This window comes from Rossellomorea sp. YZS02, assembly GCF_033963925.1.
Taxonomy (GTDB): Bacteria; Bacillota; Bacilli; order Bacillales; family Bacillaceae_B; genus Rossellomorea.
In genome coordinates this window covers 162,042-184,749 of the sequence record NZ_JAXBLY010000005.1, presented here as the reverse complement: position 1 = coordinate 184,749, position 22,708 = coordinate 162,042, and the positions used below count along the sequence as shown (strand labels likewise).

The 22,708-nt window shown below is 43.4% G+C and carries 24 protein-coding genes; 1 reads left to right on the top strand and 23 read right to left on the bottom strand.

Annotated features, from left to right (window positions below; all coding sequences use genetic code 11):
• Nucleotides 1-4 precede the first annotated feature (4 nt).
• The 16 genes from cccB to flaG all read right to left on the bottom strand — a co-directional run bounded on the left by cccB (nt 5) and on the right by flaG (nt 15,390).
• Entirely contained in the window at nt 5-319 is a 315-nt protein-coding gene (cccB, locus tag SLH55_RS07125; RefSeq protein WP_320323066.1) for a cytochrome c551, read from the bottom strand.
• Between the two features lie 81 nt (nt 320-400).
• On the bottom strand, nt 401-1,273 hold the full coding sequence (locus SLH55_RS07120; protein WP_320323065.1) for a YitT family protein: 873 nt from the start codon (nt 1,271-1,273) through the stop codon (nt 401-403).
• A gap of 412 nt (nt 1,274-1,685) precedes the next feature.
• Nucleotides 1,686-2,787, bottom strand: a protein-coding gene (gene prfB, locus SLH55_RS07115; protein WP_320323064.1) for a peptide chain release factor 2 whose coding sequence is annotated in 2 segments (ribosomal slippage) — nt 1,686-2,714 and nt 2,716-2,787 — 1,101 coding nt in all. Because the reading frame shifts where the segments join, the coding sequence is not laid out codon by codon here.
• Between the two features lie 476 nt (nt 2,788-3,263).
• Entirely contained in the window at nt 3,264-5,774 is a 2,511-nt protein-coding gene (gene secA, locus SLH55_RS07110) for a preprotein translocase subunit SecA (protein WP_320323063.1), read from the bottom strand.
• A gap of 380 nt (nt 5,775-6,154) precedes the next feature.
• Complete coding sequence (locus SLH55_RS07105) at nt 6,155-7,270, bottom strand: SEC-C domain-containing protein (RefSeq protein ID WP_320323062.1); 1,116 nt, start codon at nt 7,268-7,270, stop codon at nt 6,155-6,157.
• A 130-nt stretch (nt 7,271-7,400) separates the two neighbouring features.
• The gene (locus tag SLH55_RS07100; RefSeq protein ID WP_320323061.1) at nt 7,401-8,237 is read right to left on the bottom strand and encodes a DUF1028 domain-containing protein; all 837 of its coding nucleotides are present in this window, start codon (nt 8,235-8,237) and stop codon (nt 7,401-7,403) included.
• Nucleotides 8,238-8,251: 14 nt separating this feature from the next.
• Entirely contained in the window at nt 8,252-9,361 is a 1,110-nt protein-coding gene (locus SLH55_RS07095; protein WP_320323060.1) for an aminopeptidase, read from the bottom strand.
• Nucleotides 9,362-9,479: 118 nt separating this feature from the next.
• On the bottom strand, nt 9,480-10,058 hold the full coding sequence (gene hpf / locus SLH55_RS07090; RefSeq protein WP_257474867.1) for a ribosome hibernation-promoting factor, HPF/YfiA family: 579 nt from the start codon (nt 10,056-10,058) through the stop codon (nt 9,480-9,482).
• Nucleotides 10,059-10,430: 372 nt separating this feature from the next.
• Complete coding sequence (locus SLH55_RS07085) at nt 10,431-11,003, bottom strand: REP-associated tyrosine transposase (RefSeq protein WP_320323059.1); 573 nt, start codon at nt 11,001-11,003, stop codon at nt 10,431-10,433.
• A gap of 160 nt (nt 11,004-11,163) precedes the next feature.
• Nucleotides 11,164-11,919 (bottom strand): ABC transporter permease, encoded by a 756-nt coding sequence (locus SLH55_RS07080; RefSeq protein WP_320323058.1) that lies wholly within the window; start codon nt 11,917-11,919, stop codon nt 11,164-11,166.
• A 6-nt stretch (nt 11,920-11,925) separates the two neighbouring features.
• Entirely contained in the window at nt 11,926-12,258 is a 333-nt protein-coding gene (locus tag SLH55_RS07075; protein ID WP_320323057.1) for an MmcQ/YjbR family DNA-binding protein, read from the bottom strand.
• Between the two features lie 79 nt (nt 12,259-12,337).
• Nucleotides 12,338-12,730, bottom strand: a complete 393-nt coding sequence (locus SLH55_RS07070) for a hypothetical protein (protein WP_320323056.1) — start codon at nt 12,728-12,730, stop codon at nt 12,338-12,340.
• An 8-nt stretch (nt 12,731-12,738) separates the two neighbouring features.
• Entirely contained in the window at nt 12,739-13,086 is a 348-nt protein-coding gene (locus SLH55_RS07065) for a flagellar protein FliT (protein WP_320323055.1), read from the bottom strand.
• On the bottom strand, nt 13,086-13,490 hold the full coding sequence (fliS, locus tag SLH55_RS07060) for a flagellar export chaperone FliS (RefSeq protein ID WP_320323054.1): 405 nt from the start codon (nt 13,488-13,490) through the stop codon (nt 13,086-13,088). The genes SLH55_RS07065 and fliS overlap by 1 nt, the downstream gene beginning before the upstream one ends.
• A gap of 22 nt (nt 13,491-13,512) precedes the next feature.
• Nucleotides 13,513-15,015: a flagellar hook-associated protein 2 gene (locus tag SLH55_RS07055; protein ID WP_320323053.1), complete on the bottom strand. Its 1,503-nt coding sequence runs from the start codon at nt 15,013-15,015 to the stop codon at nt 13,513-13,515.
• Between the two features lie 15 nt (nt 15,016-15,030).
• Complete coding sequence (flaG, locus tag SLH55_RS07050; protein WP_320323052.1) at nt 15,031-15,390, bottom strand: flagellar protein FlaG; 360 nt, start codon at nt 15,388-15,390, stop codon at nt 15,031-15,033.
• Nucleotides 15,391-15,535: 145 nt separating this feature from the next.
• Here flaG and SLH55_RS07045 point away from each other — a divergent pair, with 145 nt between their 5' ends.
• Nucleotides 15,536-16,390: a DNA endonuclease gene (locus tag SLH55_RS07045; protein WP_320323051.1), complete on the top strand. Its 855-nt coding sequence runs from the start codon at nt 15,536-15,538 to the stop codon at nt 16,388-16,390.
• A 433-nt stretch (nt 16,391-16,823) separates the two neighbouring features.
• Here SLH55_RS07045 and SLH55_RS07040 read toward each other — a convergent pair whose 3' ends face one another.
• The 7 genes from SLH55_RS07040 to SLH55_RS07010 form a co-directional block, all read right to left on the bottom strand.
• Nucleotides 16,824-18,176: a flagellin gene (locus SLH55_RS07040; RefSeq protein ID WP_320323050.1), complete on the bottom strand. Its 1,353-nt coding sequence runs from the start codon at nt 18,174-18,176 to the stop codon at nt 16,824-16,826.
• A 157-nt stretch (nt 18,177-18,333) separates the two neighbouring features.
• Entirely contained in the window at nt 18,334-18,555 is a 222-nt protein-coding gene (csrA, locus tag SLH55_RS07035; protein WP_320323049.1) for a carbon storage regulator CsrA, read from the bottom strand.
• 4 nt (nt 18,556-18,559) lie between these two features.
• Nucleotides 18,560-19,003, bottom strand: a complete 444-nt coding sequence (fliW, locus tag SLH55_RS07030) for a flagellar assembly protein FliW (RefSeq protein WP_320323048.1) — start codon at nt 19,001-19,003, stop codon at nt 18,560-18,562.
• An 18-nt stretch (nt 19,004-19,021) separates the two neighbouring features.
• Nucleotides 19,022-19,612 (bottom strand): DUF6470 family protein, encoded by a 591-nt coding sequence (locus SLH55_RS07025; protein ID WP_320323047.1) that lies wholly within the window; start codon nt 19,610-19,612, stop codon nt 19,022-19,024.
• Between the two features lie 74 nt (nt 19,613-19,686).
• On the bottom strand, nt 19,687-20,592 hold the full coding sequence (gene flgL, locus SLH55_RS07020) for a flagellar hook-associated protein FlgL (RefSeq protein WP_320323046.1): 906 nt from the start codon (nt 20,590-20,592) through the stop codon (nt 19,687-19,689).
• 14 nt (nt 20,593-20,606) lie between these two features.
• Entirely contained in the window at nt 20,607-22,184 is a 1,578-nt protein-coding gene (gene flgK, locus SLH55_RS07015) for a flagellar hook-associated protein FlgK (protein ID WP_320323045.1), read from the bottom strand.
• 29 nt (nt 22,185-22,213) lie between these two features.
• The gene (locus SLH55_RS07010; protein ID WP_320323044.1) at nt 22,214-22,708 is read right to left on the bottom strand and encodes a flagellar protein FlgN; all 495 of its coding nucleotides are present in this window, start codon (nt 22,706-22,708) and stop codon (nt 22,214-22,216) included.

Here is a 22,708-nt window from a genome sequence, read left to right as displayed (position 1 = left end):
GATCTTATTTCTTATTGGATAACCATTCAGCTACTGCTTCCGCTTCCTCACCTTCAATGAGTCCAGGTGGCATTTGACCTTTACCATTCTTGATGGTTTCAAGAATTTGATCTTTGCTTAGCTCAGCACCGATATTTTTCAGGGCCGGCCCCATCCCGCCTTCAAGGTTTCCACCGTGGCAGCTGGTGCACTTATTATTTACGATTTTTTCAGGGTCCACTCCGCCGGAGCTTGTTTCTGTACTGTCGCCGCCGTCACCACCACAGGCAGCCAGTACCAATGAAGCGCCAAAAAGAACACCTAGCAGCTTTCTCTTCATCTTTAATCCCCCTCGGAAACATTTATCAGAGTCGCGGATATGATACAAGGTCCGTCCCTCTCTTACATAATTATACCAAGATTAAACCCGTTTGAAACCTTCCCCCAGTACCTCTGAAGCATCCATTGTGACGACGAATGCAGTTGGATCAATGGTTTTGACCAGTTGTTTCAGTTTTGTGAATTCTGTTTGGTCAACAACGCACATGAGGATCGGGCGTTCATCATCCGTGTAGCCACCGTATGCAGATAGTTTTGTCACACCACGGTCGATTTTATTCAGGATTCCTTCACGAACTTCTTCCTGGCGATTGGTTATAATCAATGCCATTTTCGATCTGCTTATTCCGACCTGTACGAGATCGATGGTTTTACTTGTGACATACAATCCAATTAGGGCATATAACCCTCGCTCAATATCATAAACGATGGCTGCCGAAAGAACGATCATACCATCAATAAGGGCGACACATGTCCCAAGAGACAGTCCCGTAAACTTATTAACAATCTGCGCAGCTAGGTCCGTCCCTCCAGTTGAGGCTCTTCCCCGGAACACGATCCCTAAACCAAGTCCTACACCGATTCCGCCAAAGAGTGCGCCAAGGAGCGGATCTTCCGTCCATGGCTTCCAGTCTTCGGTCAAGAACACGACAAGTGGTAAAAACACCGTACCGATGGCTGTTTTAACACCGAATTGCAGACCCAGGAAGATCAATCCTGCTATGAATAGCGGTATGTTAAATGCCCATTGGACATATGCGGGCTTCCAATCGAACAGTCCATTCAGGATGGTCGATATCCCACTAACCCCTCCTGAGGCAACCTCATTCGGAAGTAAGAACACATTAAACGCAATGGCCACAATCGTCGACCCAAACACAACAAACAAATACTCTAACAACTTCTCTTTCCGTGGATTAATTACCTGATCACGACGCCTTTCCTTCAAACCCATCCAGTACGACTCCTTTAACCTATGTATTAATAGTATGAGTACAAATCTTTTCTTTGATGCACCACTCTTCAGGGACGGACCTCTAAATCAGGACATCCTTTTTGTGAAGAAGTATACAATCCATGACGAATTTGCACTCTCAATTCTAATGAAATACAAGTTGATATCGTGATGCATATCGAGAAGATTAACTGCTCTAATATCCCTCTGCATCAACCTTTGAGAGTATAGCATGGGCACATAAAGGTGTAAATAACAGTCCAATAACGTGTTAAAGCATTAATGGGATGAGGTTCATGAGTTTGAGGGACGGACCTCGGTAAAGGGCTTTAATATGGTCGATCTATGGCTTTTGGAGGTCCGTCCCTCAAAAAAACTGCCCTTCCGCTGATCGGGAGGGCAGTTTGGCATTTTATTGTATTCTGGATCTCAGGTATGCGTTGATGAATGGGTCGATGTCGCCGTCCATGACGCCTTGAACGTTTCCTGATTCTGTGTTGGTTCTGTGGTCTTTGACCATGGAGTATGGATGGAAGACGTAGGAACGGATCTGGCTTCCCCACCCGATTTCCTTTTGTTCTCCACGGATTTCAGCAAGCTCCTGCTCTTGTTCTTCGATCCGCTTTTGGTAGAGCTTCGCTTTCAGCATTTTCATGGCCGACTCACGGTTTTTGATTTGGGAACGTTCCGATTGACACGTTACCACGACATTAGTTGGTAAGTGAGTGATACGGACAGCTGAGTCGGTTGTATTGATGTGCTGTCCACCGGCTCCACTTGCACGGTACGTATCGATTTTCAGGTCTTCCGTACGGATGTCGATTTCAATTTCTTCATTGAATTCAGGCATAACTTCACAAGACACGAATGAAGTATGACGGCGGCCCGAAGAATCGAATGGTGAAATACGAACAAGACGGTGTACGCCTTTTTCAGCTTTTAAGTAACCATATGCGTTATGGCCTTTAATTGCCAACGTTACACTTTTGATTCCTGCTTCATCTCCTGGAAGGTAATCCAGAGTTTCCACTTTGAATCCACGTTTTTCACCCCAACGAGTGTACATACGAAGAAGCATGGAACCCCAGTCCTGTGACTCGGTTCCACCTGCACCGGGATGCAGTTCAAGGATGGCATTGTTTTTATCATGTTCTTCACTTAATAGAAGCTGAAGCTCGTAGTCGTTTAGACGTTTGATCAGGTCACCTAGTTCTTCTTCCAGGTCCTTTTGAAGTTCTTCGTCCGGCTCTTCTTTGACTAGTTCAAGGGTCAACTCCAGGTTCTCCTGGGATTCAAGCAATGATTTGTATTCATTGACTAGATCCTTCAGACCGTTCCCTTCATTGATAAGTCCTTGTGCTTTTTGCTGGTCATCCCAGAAGTCGGGCTGGACCATGATTTCGTCCAGTTCCTGGATTCTTGCCTCTTTGTTTTCTAAGTCAAAGAGACCCCCTGAAGTCCGCTAATGTCTTAGCTGATTTTTCTAACTCTGCTCTGATTTCTGATAGTTCCATGTGTGGTCACCTCTATAGTTATTTGGGTTGTTGGGATTACCTAATTGAAAAGGTTGTGAAGTAGGATGAATGGCTATTAATTTGGACAGTAGCGGTTGATTTCCGCTGCAGGTGCTCGCTTTCCGCGGGGCGGGCGGTGAGCCTCCTCGGCTTTGCCTGCGGGGTCTCACCTGTCTAGCTCCGGCGGCTAGCCCCTCGAGGTCATAAGCTAAATGGTCCAAGAAGGCAAAGGGCGCCTTCCCGGCCCATTCATCTTATGCTTGTCGGGGCTGTGCAAGCCGCCTCCGCTTTTCGAACTGTCCCGCTTTTCCCGCAGGAGTCGAGCACCTTCCGCTTTAATCAACAAGGCTTCAACAAAGTCTTTCACAAAATCATCCACTATAAATACCTCTACTTCTGCTACCTGTAAAAAACGGAAAAGTACCTGGGATTTATTTTAGCAAAATAAGTCCCAGGTATCATCTGATTTCTTTTCGTTATCCGGTTATTCCGTGGCAGTGTTTGTATTTTTTGCCGCTTCCGCATGGGCATGGGTCGTTGCGGCCGACGTCTGCTTGTTTACGGACTGGTTGTTTTTTGGCTTTTGCTCCGTCTTCTTTCGGGTTGACCGCTTGACCTTTGGCCACTTCCTGGCGTTCCAGGTTGTTGCGGATTTCCGCTTTCATGACGTATTTGGCCACGTCTTCTTCGATGGCAAGGACCATGCTTTCGAACATAGCGAATCCTTCATGCTGGTATTCACGTAACGGATCGTTTTGTCCGTATGCACGAAGGTGGATACCTTGACGAAGTTGATCCATGGCATCGATATGGTCGATCCATTTTGTATCAACGGCGCGAAGCAGGATGACTTTTTCAAACTCACGCATTTGCTCCGGCGTCAGCTGCTCTTCTTTTTCATTGTAGCGGTGCTGTACATCTTCATAAATGAGTGCCGCCATTTCATCTGCTTCTTTTCCGCGAAGATCGTCGACCGTCACGTCATTTTCAGGTAGAAGATTGGCATTGACGTAATCTACGATGCCTTGCAGATTCCAGTTCTCCATCTCTTCTTCTGAAGTATGTGCTGCTACCTGGCGTTCAATGGCTGATTTGATCATGCCTTCAACGATTTCACGAAGGTTTTCGGAATCGATGACTTCGTTACGCTGTTTGTAGATGATTTCACGCTGCTGACGCAGGACATCATCATATTGTAGAAGCTGTTTACGAGCGTCGAAGTTGTTTCCTTCCACTCGTTTTTGAGCGGATTCGACTGCACGGCTGACCATCTTGCTTTGGATTGGCTGGGAATCGTCCATTCCAAGGCGTTCCATCATGCTCTTCATATTGTCAGACCCGAACCTTCTCATCAATTCATCTTCCATTGAAAGGTAGAACTGAGTCACACCAGGGTCCCCTTGACGTCCGGAACGTCCACGGAGCTGGTTATCGATACGGCGTGATTCGTGACGTTCTGTACCGATAACGGCAAGACCGCCAAGATCGATGACGCCTTCCCCAAGCTTGATATCCGTACCACGACCGGCCATGTTTGTTGCAATCGTGACAGCACCAGGCTGCCCCGCTTCTAAAATGATTTCTGCTTCACGGCCATGGTTTTTCGCATTCAATACATTATGGCGTACGCCTTTTTTAGTAAGAAGCTTGGAAATCAATTCTGACGTTTCTACGGCAACCGTACCGACCAGTACAGGTTGCCCTTTATCGTTTCGTTCTTTGATGTCATCCACAACCGCATTGAACTTCCCTTCAATGGAAGCGTAAATCAGATCGGCTCGGTCATCACGGACGATCGGTCTGTTCGTCGGGATGACAATAACGTTCATATTGTAGATATTACGGAACTCTTCTTCTTCCGTCTTCGCTGTACCCGTCATACCGGACAGCTTTTCATACATACGGAAGTAGTTCTGGAACGTGATCGTTGCCATCGTCATGCTTTCGTTCTGGATTTCAAGGCCTTCTTTGGCTTCAATTGATTGGTGAAGACCGTCACTATAACGGCGGCCCTTCATCAGACGTCCCGTGAAGGAGTCAACAATGACAATTTCGCCTTCCTGAACTACATAATCAACGTCACGGTGCATACTAACGTGGGCTTTCAGCGCCTGGTTGATGTGGTGGTTAAGAGTTACATGTGAAATATCAAACAGGTTATCAATATGGAAGGCTCTTTCTACCTTGCTGATTCCGTCTTCTGTTAATTGAACACCTTTTGTTTTTTCATCGTATGTGTAATCTTCTTCTTTTTTCAGGGTACGTACGACCGCATTCGCCTGGATGTACAGCTGAGGCGTACGCTGTGCGTTACCTGAAATGATCAATGGTGTACGTGCTTCATCGATCAGAATGGAGTCGACCTCATCGATGACGGCAAAATGAAGGCTGCGCTGAACCATTTGATCTTTGTACAGCACCATGTTGTCACGAAGGTAGTCGAACCCGAACTCGTTATTTGTACCATATGTGATATCCGCATTATAGGCTTCACGTTTTTCATCTTTGGACATAGAGTTGAGGTTGAGCCCTACAGTTAACCCTAAGAAATTGTACAGTTTACCCATTTCCTCGGCATCACGGCTGGCAAGATAATCATTGACCGTGATAACGTGAACGCCTTTTCCTGTGATAGCATTCAAGTAAACAGGCATTGTAGCCGTCAGGGTTTTACCTTCACCGGTTTTCATCTCGGAGATGTTTCCGCCATGAAGGGAAATACCACCCATAAGCTGAACGCGGTACGGGTAAAGTCCCAGTACACGTCGAGCCGCTTCACGAACGACAGCAAATGCTTCAACGAGCATGTCCTCTAAATCTTCGCCTTTTTGATAACGCTCTTTGAAGCGCTCTGTTCTTTCACGGATTTCATCATCCGTCAGACGCTCCATATCGGGGCCTAATTCTTCTATTTGATCGGCCAGTTTCTCCAGCCTCTTTAATTCTCTTTTATTCGCATCGAACACTTTGTTTAATAGACCAAGCATGTATAAACGCTCCTTTATCTGTGTTGGAATGAGAGCCAAACGTCACAAGTATAACGAAACTAAATGAGATTCCGATGAGAATTATGTGAAATCCCTGTAAATTCCCAGAAACTCTTCCGCATCACTCTACTTAAAATTCGCTATAAAACGCAATAATCCTCCCACCAAAACACGATATATTCCCTATCAATCTTACCACTATCCCATATCGGATACAACTTAAGCCTTTGAGGGACGGACCTCCCTTTTTCAGCCTTTGGAAGAAGTGAATGCTATCATATCAAGCATTCTATTCTAAATGGTCATGAATTGGGAGGTCCGTCCCTCAAAAAAAGCCGCCTTTGATAGGCGACTTTTGTGAAAAGTGTATTTAGTTCTGGTTAGGCGTTCACTGTTTTTAGCAGTTCGTAGACTGTGTCCTGGTAGCTTTCCCAGATTTGTTTGCTTCGTCTGGAGATGCTGTTGGCAGAGACATCGAAGTATTCCGCCAGTTCTTTTTGAACGTGGCGGATGCTGATTTCGTCGATGTTTTTCGCCATGTCGACCATTGCCCCTGAGTAGATTTTTGGATTGCGGATCGTTGGGCGTTCTGTGTAGAAGTATTTTTCCAATACGGCTACGAGGAGTGCACTTTCATTCTTGTCTTCCCCTTTTTCAGATAGGAAGGTTTGAAGGGAAGTAATCGCTTCGTTGTATTCCGGCGTCTTCCAGATTTCCACTCCTTCAATGGAGTCTTCGGCATTCTTATCAGAATCTTGTTCTGCTTCTGCCTGATCTGGTTTAGAAGCCGCTTTTCCTGACTTCTTCTTCTCCGCACTATAAAGAACAAATCCGACATCCGCGATTTCCAGGTACTGACCTGATAAGTAATCATGGAGAGTTTCAAACTCACCTTGTTCATAACGGATCTTCACTAATTCCATCGCAGCTTTTTCAATCGCTGGATAAATGAAGTATTGAGCAAATGGAAGATACTTCTCTCCATTTGGTAATAGTAACCCTAAGAAGAAGCTGTTCTCCTCAAGCTTACCAAATTTCTCCGTTACGACAAGCGTATCCCCTGAGATGGCTTCATCGACACGAAGCGTATGGTCATCCAGCTTCTCAACTGTACCGGCTGTCACACGAATGTTCTTCCATGATTCCAATATTTCAGCTGTCTGAGGGCGGGTCACGGTGCTCAACTGTTTATCTACAAAACGTTCAATTAAACGAACACCGTCAGCATCCTTCTGAGTCGCTCCGTACCAGCTGACAAATGCCATTTCATATATATCCGGATCGGCCTGCATCAAGTCCATCTTGGACAAGTAGTGATGATAGCTCTCTTCCATCTCCGCAGACTGAGCCGTAGCGATAAAGTCATACAGCTGCGCCTGCAGCACATCCAGCTCCTGATTCACCAGGGTATCTATATTCACAACGTTCTCACAGCATTTCTTATATTTCTTTCCACTGCCACATGGGCATGGTTCATTTCTACCGACTGTACTCATGTTTGTATTTACCTCCAACTTCTCTGAGTCCCGTACACAAATGTTCATTATATAACATTTCTAGCAAGCATTAAACTGTTTTAAAACAAGAAAAAAGAACCAATCGATTTCCGACTGGTTCTTTTTCCATCTATCTTCCCTGCTTTTTCATATAATCCAATACATCCAAATCGATATAATTCTCTTCCTGCTCACGCATTTCAAAGTTTTCCGTGTGGAGGTAGTCTTTCAGATTCTGATAGAGGGACTGCTTTTCTTTCGCATAACCAAGTCGCGATAGTTCACGTTCCACTTCATCATGGATATTCCCCTCCAATAATACCACTCTACCGGCATCCGATTCTTTAAAGTAGAGCTGATGAAGTTGATAGACCCGCTTCAGTTCTTTGATTGGAGAGGTGTGATCGTCCACCCTCAGATCTATATACCGGTCGTTGAATCCGCCATACCCGCCGTTTTCCTTAACGACTAACAGGGCAGCGGACTGCATCCCCCGGGAATCACCGCCTGCTTCCTGCCCGGCATTCAATGCCTGTAACAATCGCTCTGCAAGGGACCCGGTCGTCGATTCAAAAGTCTCCGCCATCGCCTTCACTGTGTTCTTATCTACTAATATATTTCCCTGCGCGGCAAAGTGTTTGCCTGTCTGCCCACCGGCCCAGTCATAACACCCTTCACCCGTGAACGTGGCCGGGTTTCCACCGGCATCAATCAATCCTACCTGGCGTAACGGACGCTCCGGGTCATCCTTTGTAATGATTTCAAGAGCTTCTTCCGCCGTCTTTCCTTCTGACATCAGTTGAAGTGCGTGTGGACCGTAAGAAGTGTTCGCGTAGGATTGAGTCGCCACTGCGCCGACCCCTGCTTTTGCAAACGGCACAACCGATCCAACACCGAGGAATTTCGATTGTACCGCAATCCCCCATTCTTTCTCTTCCGGGTCATAGCCTACAATGGAATACGTCATGATGAAGTCCTCCTTTAGATTAAAGCGTCAGGATTCAAACCTTTTAGCTCTTCTACTACAAATAACCCATCTTTACGAATTAAAACATCATCGAAGTAAATTTCCCCGCCGCCGTATTCAGGACGCTGGATACACACCATGTCCCAGTGCACATTGGAGCGGTTTCCGTTGTCTGCCTCTTCATATGCCTGTCCCGGGGTGAAGTGAAAGCTTCCGTTAATCTTTTCATCAAATAAAATATCCAGCATCGGTTCGTTGATCTTCGGGTTCACACCAAGAGCAAACTCACCGATGAAACGGGCACCTTCATCAGTATCGAGGATATCGTTCAATTCCTTCGTATTATCTGCAGTCGCCTTCACAATTTTGCCGTCCTCAAACGTCAAGGAAACATTGTTAAACGAAAATCCCCTATAAAGTGTCGGAGTGTTATAGGTAATCGTCCCATTCACGCTATCCTTCACAGGAGCCGTATACACCTCTCCATCCGGAATGTTCCGCTCACCGAAACACATGACAGACGGAATGTCTTTGATGGAGAATGTAAGGTCCGTCCCTTCACCGGTGATGCGCACTTTATCGGTTTTATCCATCAACTCTTTCAGAGGCTTCTGGGCTTCTTCCATCTGTTTGTAATTGACTGTGCAGACTTCCAGAAGATAATCAAAGAACGTGTCATAGCTCATCTTTGCTTTTTGTGCGAGTGAGAAGTTTGGATAGTTTAGAAGAACCCACTTTTTGTTTTGGATGAGATAGTCGTTGGATTCTTTCATATGAGGCATAAGTTCCTGCCATTGTTCTGGAGGGACTTCACTCATTTCTGCGTCATTGGCATCGCTGGCAATACTAATAAATGCATCCAGGTCCTGATACTGTTCCAAATTCCATTTGTTTCGCAGGATCATCTGTTCTGGTCTGGCGTGTGTTGCCATTATTCGATTTAATTCCTGGTCTCCCAATTCAAAGTAAGGGATAGCTCCTATTTCGTAAGATTTTTTAAGGAGTTCTTTTATGAGGGGCTTCGTAGTCTGCTCCCCAGCAATCATAAGTTTTTCCCCTTCTTTCACCTTTAGTGAATGGGTTAAAAGCACTTCCGCTAACTTTTCTAATCGTGGATCTCTCATTTCATTTCCCCCTATTTTTTGCCTACCATCAAACTTCGACAAAAAATGGTAAAATCCTCCTATCAATTAAAAAATCCTGCGGTCATCATTGTGACCGCAGGATTCCTTGGTTATCAATTTAGTTTGTTTCAATTAAACCGTACTTACCGTCACGACGCTTGTACACAATGTTTGTCGCGTTTGTTTCTGCATCGGTGAAGATGAAGAATGTATGACCGAGCATGTTCATCTGCAGGATGGCTTCTTCGCTGTCCATCGGTTTCAGGTTGAACTGCTTCGTTCTTACTACTTCCTGATCGTCCTCTTCCTCCAGTTCAACGGCAGCTGCGCCATTAGGAGAAACATGATTCAAATCTTCCTGAGCCGCGAAGAACTCCTTCGGGCTGCCTTTTTCACGCATCTTACGGTTCACTCTTGTCTTATGTTTGCGAATTTGACGCTCCAATTTATCTACTATCAGATCAATGGCCGCATACATATCTGTGTTGCGTTCCTCTGCTCGTAGCACTAAATGCGGCATTGGAATAGTCACTTCAGTTTTCGTATTTTTATCAGGATACACTTTTAAATTAACATGTACATTTGCATCAGGAGTTTCATTAAAGTAACGATCTAACTTGCCAATCTTCTTCTCCACGTGTTCGCGAATCGCTGGAGTTACCTCAATGTTCTCGCCTCGAATGTTGTAGTTCAACATGTAAACTCCTCCTTTTAAAAATAAAGCTATGTTTATATATTCTCCATTCCCTTCATTTATCCTTCTTAAACTTTCTTAAAATTTTGTCAATTTTTCGTAAAGTTTGTAATGTGGTGTCGAAGGTGTTGGTGAATAAGGGTTGGAGAGTTTTAAGAGTGAGGTGGGGGTTGCGAGTGTTTTGGGGTCACCTGGTACTCTTTATGGTATTATTATCTCACTTTTTTGGTGGGGTAGACGGTGGGGTTGTGGAGGTTTTGTGGAGAGTTTGGGGCGGATTTGTGAAGGAAGTGAAGTTAGTTTGTGTACCAGGTACAGATGGTGTGGAATGTACCTGGTACATTATGGTCTCGTTGTACCTGGTACAAATTATAATCAATATTTTAGAAGAGGCTCGTTCCAATCCTTAATCTTATATTTCATTTCTACATAAAATTTATACTTTTCATAAGGAGATTCTCCAAGATACGAAAAAATCTTTTGAGTATCAACAATTGACTTGTCACCGGCGGATATATAGTTTTTGTAGCTACTCCATTGATAGTCTTCAGGTTTCTTGGAGTATTTCGACTTCACTGGATTCAGATGAACGTAACTGCTCGTGTCAATCAGTTGCTTAGAGTTTTTAATTAGTTTGGCGTAGTATCTATCCTGAAACACATGGCCAACATAATGGTATTTTCGGTTAAAGTATCTGGCATAAATGGAGTGAACGTAGTGGATAATGTCTGAAGGAGGATCATTGAGTGTTCCGATAATGAGGTGAACATGATTAGGCATGAGGCAATAGGAGTGAAGAAGGAATGGGGTTTTTTCTTTTGCTCTTTGCATTAATCCTACATAATGATTGTAATCCTTTCTGTCTCGAAATAGATTATTCTTTCTGTTTCCACGTGCAGTAATGTGATAGATGGCTCCAGGATACCAAACTCTAAGGTTTCTTGTCATATACTCTTCCTTTCTCTAATAAGGTACAAATATATCAATTCGACATAACCTAAAAAATTCCTGCAGAGTGGTATTTCTTTGAGCTTTTAATTCTGTACCTGGTACATTTACACCTGTTTGTACCAGGTACAGATGGTATTGAATTGTACCTGGTACAAAACTAAACATCCACATCCCGCCGACCAAAACTCCACCAACACAATCCACCAAACCCAACCAAATAAACCGCAATCACCACAACCGAAAACCAAAACGTCATCCCTTCAAATGGCGGAGTCCCAAAGAAATACTGCTGCAAATCAGTATTCGCAAACAACAGATACCTTCCCCACTCCAGCCCACGCTCGTTCATCAGCATCAATAACGCGCTTCCAGAAAAGGTCAGAAAGATCGTAGAACCAATCGCAAACGAACTGCTTCTCGTCACCACAGAAAAGGTAAAAGCGAACGAACAAACCACCAGCATTTCTATGAATCTCAGGACATACGCCCCTGCCACAATAAAAAAGTTCTCGTTCAAATCAAAGAAACTATCATAAAACCACAGTGAACCAAGTACGGCAGAAAATAAGAAATGAGAGGCTGTTAAAACAGTTGCGATAACCAGTACGGTTATGTATTTGGAAAGGAGAATCTTCACACGGTGAATTGGCCGGATGAGCAATAGCTTGATGGTTCCCGACGAGAATTCACTCGATACGATATCCCCGGCAATGATCAGACTGAAGAGTTGTATGATTATTAACAGGTTCGAACTGATTCGCATATATTCCCAGAATGAAAATTGGATGCCATCGAAGAGCAAGTAGACAAATATGGATGCGATGGCATCCACAAACACGATAAGAGCAAGGGAAATCCACATCCGTGAGTGAGAGGTTTGTTTTATAAGTTCATTGGTAATTAAATTCATCATGTTCCTCTACCCATTCCGAACAGCATCTGAGAGTCTCTTTGGAGCCACAATCAAGTAGCCATTGCGAACCAACCCTTCAATGGTTTGCCAGCCTACTTCCTCTATTTCAACCAGCACCCACCCGTGTCTTCCAATGTATGGAGCTTTGATATAACCTGGCTGTTCAAGGAGGATTTCCTGAGTGGATGGGAGCGTTTTAATCGATAAGGTCTCACCGATGATGACAAATGGTTTGTCTTTCACCCGGAAAGAAATATGTCCGAAACCATCTACATGTTCATGAACCTCTGGATAGAGAAGGCTGAGTCTTCTAATCTCATCAATTACAATCGTTTTCATACCGGCGTCCTCCAGCATTTTTCTATTATTATAGCATGTGAGGATTTGGAAAAAGAAAAAAGCCTCGAAGTTTCGAGGCTTAGTGTGCTAGGTAAGGGTTTAGTTCACTCTCAATCGTAGCTTTCCATTCAGAAAACGCAGGTGACAGGCTTTTCTGGACTATACTTTGTTTCATTTCGCTGTTGTCTAATTGCCCGTCCAGTTTCCAGGCTTGATCTGCTACAGCATCAAATTGGGTTAAAGCGTTCTGGATGCCTTCCCGTCCATCAAATGTTGCTTTTAACAAATGGTTGCTTTCAGAAATCTGCCCAATTGCCATGAAGACATCAGAAAGGACTCGATCCCCTTCTGTTTTTCTTAAATCCGTGAAGCTTGCTTCAACATATTTCAGTGCTTCTTCGATTGTGCCGAGCATTCCGACGTATTGGTTGACCATTTCGTACTGTTTTTCGTCTAGTTTCGTTGTTGTCAAAGAATCACCTATTTCTTTTTATCGTAAAACATTCCATCGTATTGTAAGGATTCATATGGGTTCGAATATTTTTGAACAGACGTTTTCTTCTTGGTTAAGCCGTTCATATCCCGCTTGATTTCCAAGCGTAATTGAGCCAGCTGCCGATCGATTTGCTCATTCCAGGCAATCATTTGCTTGCCCTGCTCCTGCTCCTCCTGATTATATGGAGGCTTGATGTTACCAAGTAAGCTCTGTCTTTTTTCTAACAGAGCTTCCACTTCCTCAATGGTCGTTTCCCTATTTTCATCATTCACCTGTTCCAATGCTTCTTTCAATTGCTTCGTGATGGTGTAGCACAGAAGAACCGAGCTCATTACGCCTGTCCACCTTGACCCGCATGCTGCTTCTGACGATTCAGTTGAATGACTTCTTTCCAAGTATCACGGAAATCAGTGATGAGCCCCTCAACTTCTTCTAAAATTGCCGCGTCGTTCTTGATATTGGCTTCCGTTAAGCGACGGTTGATATAGTCGTAAAGAGACATTAGGTTTTGCGAGACATCAAGATCCGTGTTCAACGTCACCATCAGCTCGTTCACGATGGCTTGCGTCTTTTGGATATTCGTATTCTTCAGTTCAATATTCTTCTCTTCAATGGCTTTTTTCGCGATATGAATAAATTTCAGGCTTCCGTTATAGAGCATGAGGGTGAGTTCACCTGGTGATGCGGTGTTGACCGAGTTGTTCTGGTATGCTGCATACGGGTTGTTGATGGCCATAGTGACACTCCTTTTATTATGATTATCCGCCGAACTGTTGCATGAGGTACATGGATTGCTGGTTGGAACGCTGGATGGCTTTTTCCATGGCTGTGAATTGTCGCCAGTAGCGGTCTTCGACTTGAGTTAACCGATCTTCGAAACGATCCATCTGGCTTTCCATATTGTTTAATAAACGACCAAGTGTAAATGTATTGTTGGTACTTGAAGCTTTACCAGCCTTTTTCTCGATACTGTCCATGGTGGTTTTTAGCGTATCACGTAAACGACGGGCGATCCCCTGTTCATTTGACGTTGCACCATCTTTGGCAAAAATCTCGTAGATTGCATTCGGATCTTTGGAAATGGCTTCTTTCAGTTTGCTTTCATCAATAATCAGCTTTCCACGATCAAGATAGTTACTTGATGTTTTGATTCCGATTTGGGCTAATTGGGCAAGGCCTGATGTCCCTCCAGAAATTGGTGTGTACATGTCCGTTCTCATTTTGTTGAGACCAGATGTCAGAACAGAATCGTTTCTCAAAGTACCACTGCGTGATTTTTCTTCCCATAATTCAATTTCTTTCTCTTCCATTGACTCTTTTTGTTCAGCCGTCAATGGTTGGAAATCACGATACTTCTTTTCGTTTACTTCACCGTTTACTTTTTCAATGAGTTTGTTGTATTCATCGACGAACTTGACGATTTTTTCTAGTATTTTGTCGGTGTCGGGTGATGAAGTAAAGGTTACAGGACCTGTCGACTTGTTTTTCAGAGACAGTTCAAAACCATTAATGGTGAATGTATTTGAAGGTCTCGTGGTTGTAAGTCCATTATAAGTAAACGTTGCGTTTACACCTTCCTGACGCACTCCACTAAAATTTGAATCGGTTAACCCGAGGCTATCAAAGAATGTACCTGTTTCATCTGAAAGAACGATATCATTCCCGGCTGCATCACCTGAATTTTTAGCCGTAAAAGAAAATTTCTGTGACTTCTCGTCAAAGAAAACAGAAACTCCTGTTTGTTGATTAATTTTTGATATTAAACTATTTAACGTTTCCTTTTCAGGATCAAATTCGATGGATGTTCCCTTAGGATCTAAGGTTCCATCTTTAAGTATAGATTTGATGTTTATTTTTTGTGTGCCACTTAAACCAGGCATTAATTCTTTGAGGGTCTTGGATGAATCCGTAATTCCGGTAACTCCACTAATGATAGTTGCCGATTTAGCTAGATTTCCAACTTCCAATGTTCCTGAAAAATCGGTCGTCGAATTAATATTTTTCACAGACACAACTGAAGGATCAGAAACACTAATCGTTTTCTGCGTATACGTCCCCTGCTTCATCACCCCGTCAAAAATAAGATTACTAAAATCAAACATCATCTTATTCATATCCCGGTAGTCGTCGCGTTGCCATTCAAGGTACTGCTTTTTCTGTCCTAATTTATCTAAAGGGATTCTTTCAGCCTTCATTAAGTCTTTAATGATCTGATCCGTGTCCATACCACTGGCAAGTCCACCAATTCGCATATCAGCCATATGTATCTCCTTCCATTAAACCTTCTTATCGACCAGCAAACCGACAAATTCCGTCATGGCGGCATGCATATCAAGCATTTTCTTTGCCGGTATCTCTCTCACTATCTCCTGCGTCCGATCATCCACAATCGTCACATAGTATTCTTTCAATTTATCATGAAATTCAAATTTGAGGTGTGTGTTCGAAGTGGCCATAAACTCATTCATCCCATGAAGGACATCTTCTATTTTTTCTTTCGTGACAGCTTCTTTCGTGGTGGTTTCTTCATGGTGTTGTTCCTGCGCTTGAATTTGTTTCACTTCTTCGCTTTTCTGGTTCTCTAATCTAGTAAATGATTGTAATCCTTGTACTCCGCCTGTCACTTTATCAATCATCGTTTGATCCTCCTGAGGGTTATATGGGTTATATCGGAATTTGGTGGGGAAAGTTTAGGGAGAATAGGCTTTATTTTGTTTCCATATGGGTAAGTAGTAAAATAAATACAGAACACAAGTTCTCGTTAAAAGGGAGTTGTATTAGATGGAGAAGTTCCTGAATCTTTCTTCTATACAAAGGAATTTACTTGTAGGTAGCATTATGGGAGATGGTGAAATCACAAAAATATACCCTAATTCACGACGTAAAAACCATAGTTATCGTGAACATTATGGTGTGGAACAAGAAAACTACCGAATCTGGAAAGCTTCCTTCTTTCCAGAGTTATTCTACCTTACAAAGAAAAGCCAAACTATGCGTTCAAAATCTGACCCCCTTTTCACCGAGTTATTTCCATACTTCTACACAAATCACTCTAAGCAAATCCCAATTAAGCTTTTGAAATATTGTACTTCTCCCTATTTCTTGACAGCACTTTATCTTGACGACGGTTCTCTATCAATCTCTAAAAATATTAATCATCGAAAAAAGAAGATTTACTTAACACCTCAAATATTCTTATACCTTCAAAATTACACCAAAGAGGAACTGGAAGTGTTACAGCAACACATATTAGAATCATTTCAAATTGACTTCAAACTGAATAAGAGAAGAGATGGCCATGGTTATATTTTGAGAGGAACCTCAACAGACTTAACATACAATTTCTTAAACTTACTTTCTCCCATTACTTTGACATGCGAAAGTATGTACTATAAGTCTAATTGGGAATGGAGGCTAAAACAGGAAGAGCAAAAGTTTTTAGTACAATATCCTAATTATCAAATTATCGCTTCTTCTTCGAGTAGAAACAAGAATTACTCTGATAAAGAGATAAATGAGATGATATCCCTCAAGAAGAAGGGTTTTAAAGATCAAGAGATTGCGAATACTTTAGCTAGGAGCTATTGGTCTGTAGTGTATAAATTGCGCGAATTACGGAATGGTGGGGTATTGTAACCATTGATGACAATGATAAAAAGAGACTCTAGGAAGCCTAGAGTCTCTTAAACAGTTTAATATTAACGTAGAAGTTGTAAAACTCCTTGTGGTTGTTGGTTCGCTTGCTTTGCGACTATGTCTTTCGATCATAGAATAGACTATATCTTCACCCTTTTATTTAAGGGGCTGGGCACTTCGAACAGGGTTTCCTGCCCTACGAGAATCATAGTCATAGCTTTTGCCTTAGACCGTGTGCTCTAGTCGTTGAACCTTCTCCAGAGTTTCCTCACAGGAGCTTGGCTGCTGATTATCCATTGTTGCATCTCTATCATTTTCAAACCGTTCCGTCTACTGTTTCCAGTTTCGTTGTGGTTGATAAAGCTTTAGGAAGTTCCAGCAATTCACCCAGTTATAATCCAGTTCGTTACCAAACTAGACGCCCTAGAATCAATCATCTCAGAAGTTGTAATACTCCTTGAGGCATTTGATTGGATTGAGCCAACATTGCTTGTGCTGCTTGAGAAAGAATTGAGTTTTTAGTTTGCTCCATCATTTCTTTCGCCATATCGACGTCTCTTACACGTGATTCGGCAGCAGTTAAGTTTTCAGAAGAAGTACCTAAGTTATTGATAGTGTGCTCTAACCTATTTTGATAAGCACCAAGTTTTGAACGTTCTTGAGACACAGATTTAATAGCATTATCAATTACTGTTACAGCATCTGTAGCTTTTGCAGCACTTGACATATCTAAAGCAAACTCTGTACCAGTAGTTACGTCTTTAGTAATTTGATTACTTGCACCACTAGCAAATGCAGCATCTCCTGCAGCCGCATCCGCATCTCCTCCACCTGTAGTACTAGCAATTCCTAAAGCAACCGCACGCATGTCATTAATATCAATTGTTAGTTGTTGGTCGTTATTAGCACCAATTTGAAAAGTTAATTTACCATTAGTACCATTGGAACCCTCTGAAACGGAAGTAATAGTAGGACTCACACCAGTTTTAAATTTAATGTTTCCATCGCCAGCTTGACCATCAAATGCTCCACCAGCTGTTGCTGAAATGGTTAAACCTTCTCCTGTATCTGAAGTAAAGTCAAAGTCAGCAATTGAAAGGCTTGGATCTGCACCTCGCATTGCTTCGAGTTGCGCTTTAATACGGTCACCTAAATCAGTAGGGTCAGTAGTTCCTGCTGCAATAGTAATGGTTGTGCCAGAAAATCCATCCGCCGCCCCTGTATCATCATTTGCTGTTGCTGTAAAATCAATTGTATAGTCAGTTCCACCTATAGTTAAAGTAGTGTCACCTGTTTCTCCAGCAACAATGTTTGTAAAATCAAATTTGACGCTTTCTTGAACTGCGCCTGAGGAACCCGCACCACTAGCATCTCCATTAATTAATTTTTTTGTATTAAACTCTGTATTATTACCAATTCTATTAATTTCTTCAGTTAATTGGTTCACTTCTTTTTGAATTTCTGAACGGTCATCAGCTGTGTTAGTATCATTTGATGCTTGTACACCTAGTTCACGCATACGTTGAAGAATTGAGTGCGTTTCATTTAAAGCACCTTCTGCAGTTTGCAACATGCTAACTCCATCCTGAGCATTTTTTGCAGCTTGGTCTAAACCACGAATTTGCCCACGCATCTTTTCAGAAATTGCTAATCCTGCCGCGTCATCACCAGCACGGTTAATACGAAGACCTGAAGATAGTTTCTCCATTGATTTTGATTGGTTAGTTGAAGCACTATTCAACTGACGATAAGTATTCAATGCCGCAATATTATGATTAATTCTCATAACAATAATTTCCTCCTTGAAAGTAAGCCCACATCCATGTGAACTATCTAATTTTTAGTTTGCAACAAGTCACAAAGGTCGGCCGCCCTTCTCCTCATTGCTTACAATACTATTATCGGTCTATTCGACTTGTGTTTAATAGTTTTTAGCAAAATTTTTATTCATTTTTTGGCAAAAGGTTAAACAGATTGTCGATTCCTTTCGAAGCTTCGGTGTTTTCTTTTTGGATAGAGAGGTAGACTTCTTTTCGGTGGATGTCTACGTTCTTCGGGGCGTTTATCCCGAGTTTTATTTGATCGCCTTTTACCGATATGACTGTTAGCTCAATGTCATCTCCAATCTGAATACTTTCTCCCGTTTTTCTTGTCAGTACTAGCATCTCCTCACCCCTTCTTTCCTGCAGGCTGAGCAAAGATCAGGTGCTTGGTTTGGTAGTCTGAGTTGGTTAAAATGACTTGCTTTCCTTTACGACTTACTAGATTGATAATGATGGGAGCTTGTAAATTTGCAGTAGATTCATTAAGTGCTTCACGAACAGTCAAAATAGAAAGCACCTGCACTTCTTGTTCAGAAGGATTCCCAAGTGTCTCCACACTAGACTGATCCAGCTCAAAATCATACTCCTTAAAAAACATAAACGGATCTGTCACCACAAATCCAAGCTGAGGAGTGGTCACCGATTGCAGTATATGGAACCACTCATTCTCAGGAAGTGGCAACAATACAAACTGCTTCTCTTCTCCAAACCCGGGGATTCCGTGCTCAAATGTTAAGACATCTTCTGACTTCACATCTATCTCTCCATGATATTTCGTATTGATTTTCATAAGTCACAATCCTTCATTCTAGATTTCTTGCTCATAGTTAATTCCCACATGCTTCAAATTAGCAAAATCAATTTGCAAATCGGCATATCGTTTCAAACTGACATCTACTTGTGCAGGTGTATAGTGTATGTTTGGATTCTGAGGACGAGAGTTATTTATCACTTTTTGTGGTTCAACGTTCACCTTCACACTACCAGAATCATAGCTGATTTTGACGCTGCCTGCTGAAGGAATCCATCCTATGTTAAATTCATACATCGGATTCTCACTATTCCGTTTCGCTTGAGAGGCAATCGCATCTCCACCATTCTCAATCATCATCAATTCATCCCCATCCTGTGCCACACGGGCAAGTCCCGCCAGCCAGTCTTCATATCCTTGTTGGGAATATTCTTCTATCCTGCGGCGCACCGACTTCAAATCCATGTCGGCCCGTGCCTCGGTTTGGTCAATAGTCAGCTTGGAAGGCGTACGTTCGACCTCCATCTTTGCCTGGGGCTGCTGGATATCCAATTTTGCCGGTGGCTGTTCGATGTCCATACGCCCCGGATTCGTCCGGATGCTAATGGATGCTGACGTGGACTGCAATCTTATTTGTGGAACGTTCACACATACTCACCTCCATATAAAAAGGGACCAACCCTAAGGTGACAAAACACCTTAAAGGGTCAGTCCCCTTGCTTTTATCGTAGAAAATCCATTAATGTCGGCTGAATGATTCTGGCTCCGACGCTGAGTGCCGCTCTATGGACACTTTCCTGGGTTTTCAAATCCGTGATAATGCGTTCGATATCGGCATCTTCGTTATCAGAAAGTATACGGTTTGCTGTGACTTCTTGTTGCCCCAGGCGGTCATCTACCATTTCAAGTCGATTGTATCTAGCACCGAGTTCAGAACGTTCTGCTGATAACGTGTTCATTACGCTGTCAAGATTCTCAAGCTCTGTATCAAGGGCAGAATCATCTCCAGATTCCAATGCCTTTTGAATGTTGTGCACAGTATCAAAAAGTTTCTGGTTAAACACATTATCCGGATTAACATTGGCTTTTAAAGAAACTCCTTGAGAAACCTCAACAGGATAAGCATCGATGGCACTACTGCCTAAATTGTCAGCGACCTGTGGAGCACTTCCATCTGTAGGATTTCCATCCTTAATCGGAGAATTCCCAACGTCCGTCCCATGAAAAATGTACCTTCCCGCTACTTTCGTTTCAGCGACACTTACAAGGTCATTTTTAATTTGCTCAATTTCAACAGCCACTGCTTTCCGGTCTTCCGGACTTAACGTTCCATTTTTCCCTTGAAGAGTCAATTCCCGAACACGTTGCAGCCCCTGATTCGCCTGATCGATTCCCGATTCCGAGTTTTCCATCCACAAATAAAGCTCCGATAAATTCCTCTTATACTGTTCAATCCCAGTCAGATTCGAACGATAGAACATCCCCTTCATAGCAACAACCGGATCATCCGATGGCTTTGTAATCTTCTTCCCTGTCGCCAGTTGGTCCTGCAATTGACCCATACGACCATAAGAAGAACTAAGGTTTCTCATCGAATTCGCTGTCAGCATACTTTGTGTTACGCGCATAGTATTTCACCTACCTATCTTCCAACGGTACCCATACCGTTGATGATTTTATCGAGCATTTCGTCCTGCAGGGTGATCATTCTGGCAGAGGCATTGTAGGCATGCTGGAATTTGATCATGTCGGTCATTTCTTCGTCAAGGGACACACCGCTAACAGACATGCGTCGTTCGTCCACAGCTCCTCTCAGTACGCCAGAGTTGCTTGCAAGGCGAACCGATTCTTGTGATTCTACGGCCATTTTTCCGATTACGGATTCAAAATGCCCTTGGAATGAAGCATCTTTTTCACCGTAAGGCAGTTTAGTTGTTGTGATAATATCTGCAAGAGCCAGAACGTTGGATGCATCTCCTAGGGTTGGATTATCTGCACCCGCAGTCGCAATGTTATCGAGGTTGCTCATTTCATCGGCTACCTGCATTCTTTGAGCGAAGCCTGCTTTCGGCACGCCATCTATATCTGATGCGGCATTCTTTGCATCCTGGAAGAACTTCGGTGTATTCGGAGTATCGGTGTCAGGATCAAAGTTTGGATCGTTCATCTGTTCCGGCGTGTATCCTTGTTGATGCTGGGCGTTAAATGCTTTGGCGAATTCATACGCCATGCTGTCCAGTTCATCAAGCATGCTGATGTAGGAGCCCTCTGCTTCACCATCTTTATTTTTGAAGCCGTATGTATCGATTAGGGCTCTCAGCTTCCCCTCACCTTGTGATAGGAAATCATTGACATCGAGTGTCTGGCTTCCAATGGATACAGTATCCACCGTATTTTGCGGGCCACCGTAGGTCAGTTTCAGTTCATTCACGCCACTTTTCCCGACCAGGTTCACCGCAAGATTTCCGTCTTTCCCGACCAATGTGACCGTAACGGCACCTTCTGCGATTGGTGACGACGCTCCACCATTGGACTGGTAGCTCGTTTGGATGGAAACATGCTGTGAAAGCTCATCGATCAAGCGATCACGCTCATCGTATAGATCATTCGGCAGATAGCCGTGCGGTTCAACATCGGCAATTTGTTTATTGATGTTGTCGATCTGTCTCGACAGGGAGTTGATTTGCTTTTCACTGACAGACAGCTCATTTTTCAGATCGCCACGGACACTTGTCAGTGATGACGATAAGTAGTTGAATGTTTCAGCAACAGCCTTTCCTCTTTCGACGACAACCGACCGTGCACCTGAGTTGGACGGATTCACCGCTAAATCTTGAAGCGACTGCCAGAACATATCCATCGTTTTGGACAATCCGGAATCGGACGGTTCGTTCATAACTTCTTCCATCTTCTTCATCGCCTCCATTTTGGTCTCCCAGTAGCCCAGCTTTTGATTTTCGCCTCTATACTGCATGTCCAGGAAAGAGTCGCGGACGCGCTGAATCGAACCGGCATCGACTCCCGTTCCGATTTGGCCGGGGATTTGAGGACGGTTCATGGCTGGGGAAGGGTATGGTTCTGTTTGTACAAAGTTTACCCGTTGACGGGTGTAACCTGGGGTATTGGCGTTGGAGATGTTGTGGCCAGTCGTATAAAGAGCGCCCTGCTGGGTGTACATGCCCCGTTTTGCCGTTTCAAGGCCCATAAAAGTGGATCGCATGGTGTTGCCTCCGTTTCAATTAGTTAGTGCTATGCTTTCGAATCGAATAGGGATCGACTTGTCGGTGTTTTCTTTTCACCGTTCGGACGTGAATAGGTTGTTTGATCCGGCTGCGGCTGCGTCATCGACAGATTCATATTCACGAATTGAAGAGATTGATAGACTAGCTTTTGGTTCAGCTCATTTTGAGCTTTCAACTCTCCGATGATACCGATTAGCTTTTGCTGCCAGTGGACAAGCGTTTCTTTTTCTTGAGGTGAACTGTGTTCGATGCATTGGGATATGGTTGGTGCCTCGGTAAAAGCCACTCCACGAGAACGGAGGTAGTGACTGGATTCCCGCTGTCGCTCAGCTTCTACCGTACTGATGGCGGCCAGATGCTTCTGCTCATCCTTCAGCACACGATCGAGATCGGTCATATCGCCTTTTTTGATCACATCCGTCTTATTCACTGAAAGGTCGAACAAACTTTTGTGCAGCTTATATAGTTTTTCAAGAGTTGAGATTAGATTGTTGGCTGACAT

What these genes read in the sequence shown, in the direction of transcription:
- cccB (WP_320323066.1), bottom strand. Translation starts at nt 319, where the DNA reads ATGAAGAGAAAGCTGCTAGGTGTTCTTTTTGGCGCTTCATTGGTACTG.
- SLH55_RS07120 (WP_320323065.1), bottom strand. Translation starts at nt 1,273, where the DNA reads ATGGGTTTGAAGGAAAGGCGTCGTGATCAGGTAATTAATCCACGGAAA.
- secA (WP_320323063.1), bottom strand. Translation starts at nt 5,774, where the DNA reads ATGCTTGGTCTATTAAACAAAGTGTTCGATGCGAATAAAAGAGAATTA.
- SLH55_RS07105 (WP_320323062.1), bottom strand. Translation starts at nt 7,270, where the DNA reads ATGAGTACAGTCGGTAGAAATGAACCATGCCCATGTGGCAGTGGAAAG.
- SLH55_RS07100 (WP_320323061.1), bottom strand. Translation starts at nt 8,237, where the DNA reads ATGACGTATTCCATTGTAGGCTATGACCCGGAAGAGAAAGAATGGGGG.
- SLH55_RS07095 (WP_320323060.1), bottom strand. Translation starts at nt 9,361, where the DNA reads ATGAGAGATCCACGATTAGAAAAGTTAGCGGAAGTGCTTTTAACCCAT.
- hpf (WP_257474867.1), bottom strand. Translation starts at nt 10,058, where the DNA reads ATGTTGAACTACAACATTCGAGGCGAGAACATTGAGGTAACTCCAGCG.
- SLH55_RS07085 (WP_320323059.1), bottom strand. Translation starts at nt 11,003, where the DNA reads ATGACAAGAAACCTTAGAGTTTGGTATCCTGGAGCCATCTATCACATT.
- SLH55_RS07080 (WP_320323058.1), bottom strand. Translation starts at nt 11,919, where the DNA reads ATGATGAATTTAATTACCAATGAACTTATAAAACAAACCTCTCACTCA.
- SLH55_RS07075 (WP_320323057.1), bottom strand. Translation starts at nt 12,258, where the DNA reads ATGAAAACGATTGTAATTGATGAGATTAGAAGACTCAGCCTTCTCTAT.
- SLH55_RS07065 (WP_320323055.1), bottom strand. Translation starts at nt 13,086, where the DNA reads ATGAGCTCGGTTCTTCTGTGCTACACCATCACGAAGCAATTGAAAGAA.
- fliS (WP_320323054.1), bottom strand. Translation starts at nt 13,490, where the DNA reads ATGGCCATCAACAACCCGTATGCAGCATACCAGAACAACTCGGTCAAC.
- SLH55_RS07055 (WP_320323053.1), bottom strand. Translation starts at nt 15,015, where the DNA reads ATGGCTGATATGCGAATTGGTGGACTTGCCAGTGGTATGGACACGGAT.
- flaG (WP_320323052.1), bottom strand. Translation starts at nt 15,390, where the DNA reads ATGATTGATAAAGTGACAGGCGGAGTACAAGGATTACAATCATTTACT.
- SLH55_RS07045 (WP_320323051.1), top strand. Translation starts at nt 15,536, where the DNA reads ATGGAGAAGTTCCTGAATCTTTCTTCTATACAAAGGAATTTACTTGTA.
- SLH55_RS07040 (WP_320323050.1), bottom strand. Translation starts at nt 18,176, where the DNA reads ATGAGAATTAATCATAATATTGCGGCATTGAATACTTATCGTCAGTTG.
- csrA (WP_320323049.1), bottom strand. Translation starts at nt 18,555, where the DNA reads ATGCTAGTACTGACAAGAAAAACGGGAGAAAGTATTCAGATTGGAGAT.
- fliW (WP_320323048.1), bottom strand. Translation starts at nt 19,003, where the DNA reads ATGAAAATCAATACGAAATATCATGGAGAGATAGATGTGAAGTCAGAA.
- flgL (WP_320323046.1), bottom strand. Translation starts at nt 20,592, where the DNA reads ATGCGCGTAACACAAAGTATGCTGACAGCGAATTCGATGAGAAACCTT.
- flgK (WP_320323045.1), bottom strand. Translation starts at nt 22,184, where the DNA reads ATGCGATCCACTTTTATGGGCCTTGAAACGGCAAAACGGGGCATGTAC.
- SLH55_RS07010 (WP_320323044.1), bottom strand. Translation starts at nt 22,708, where the DNA reads ATGTCAGCCAACAATCTAATCTCAACTCTTGAAAAACTATATAAGCTG.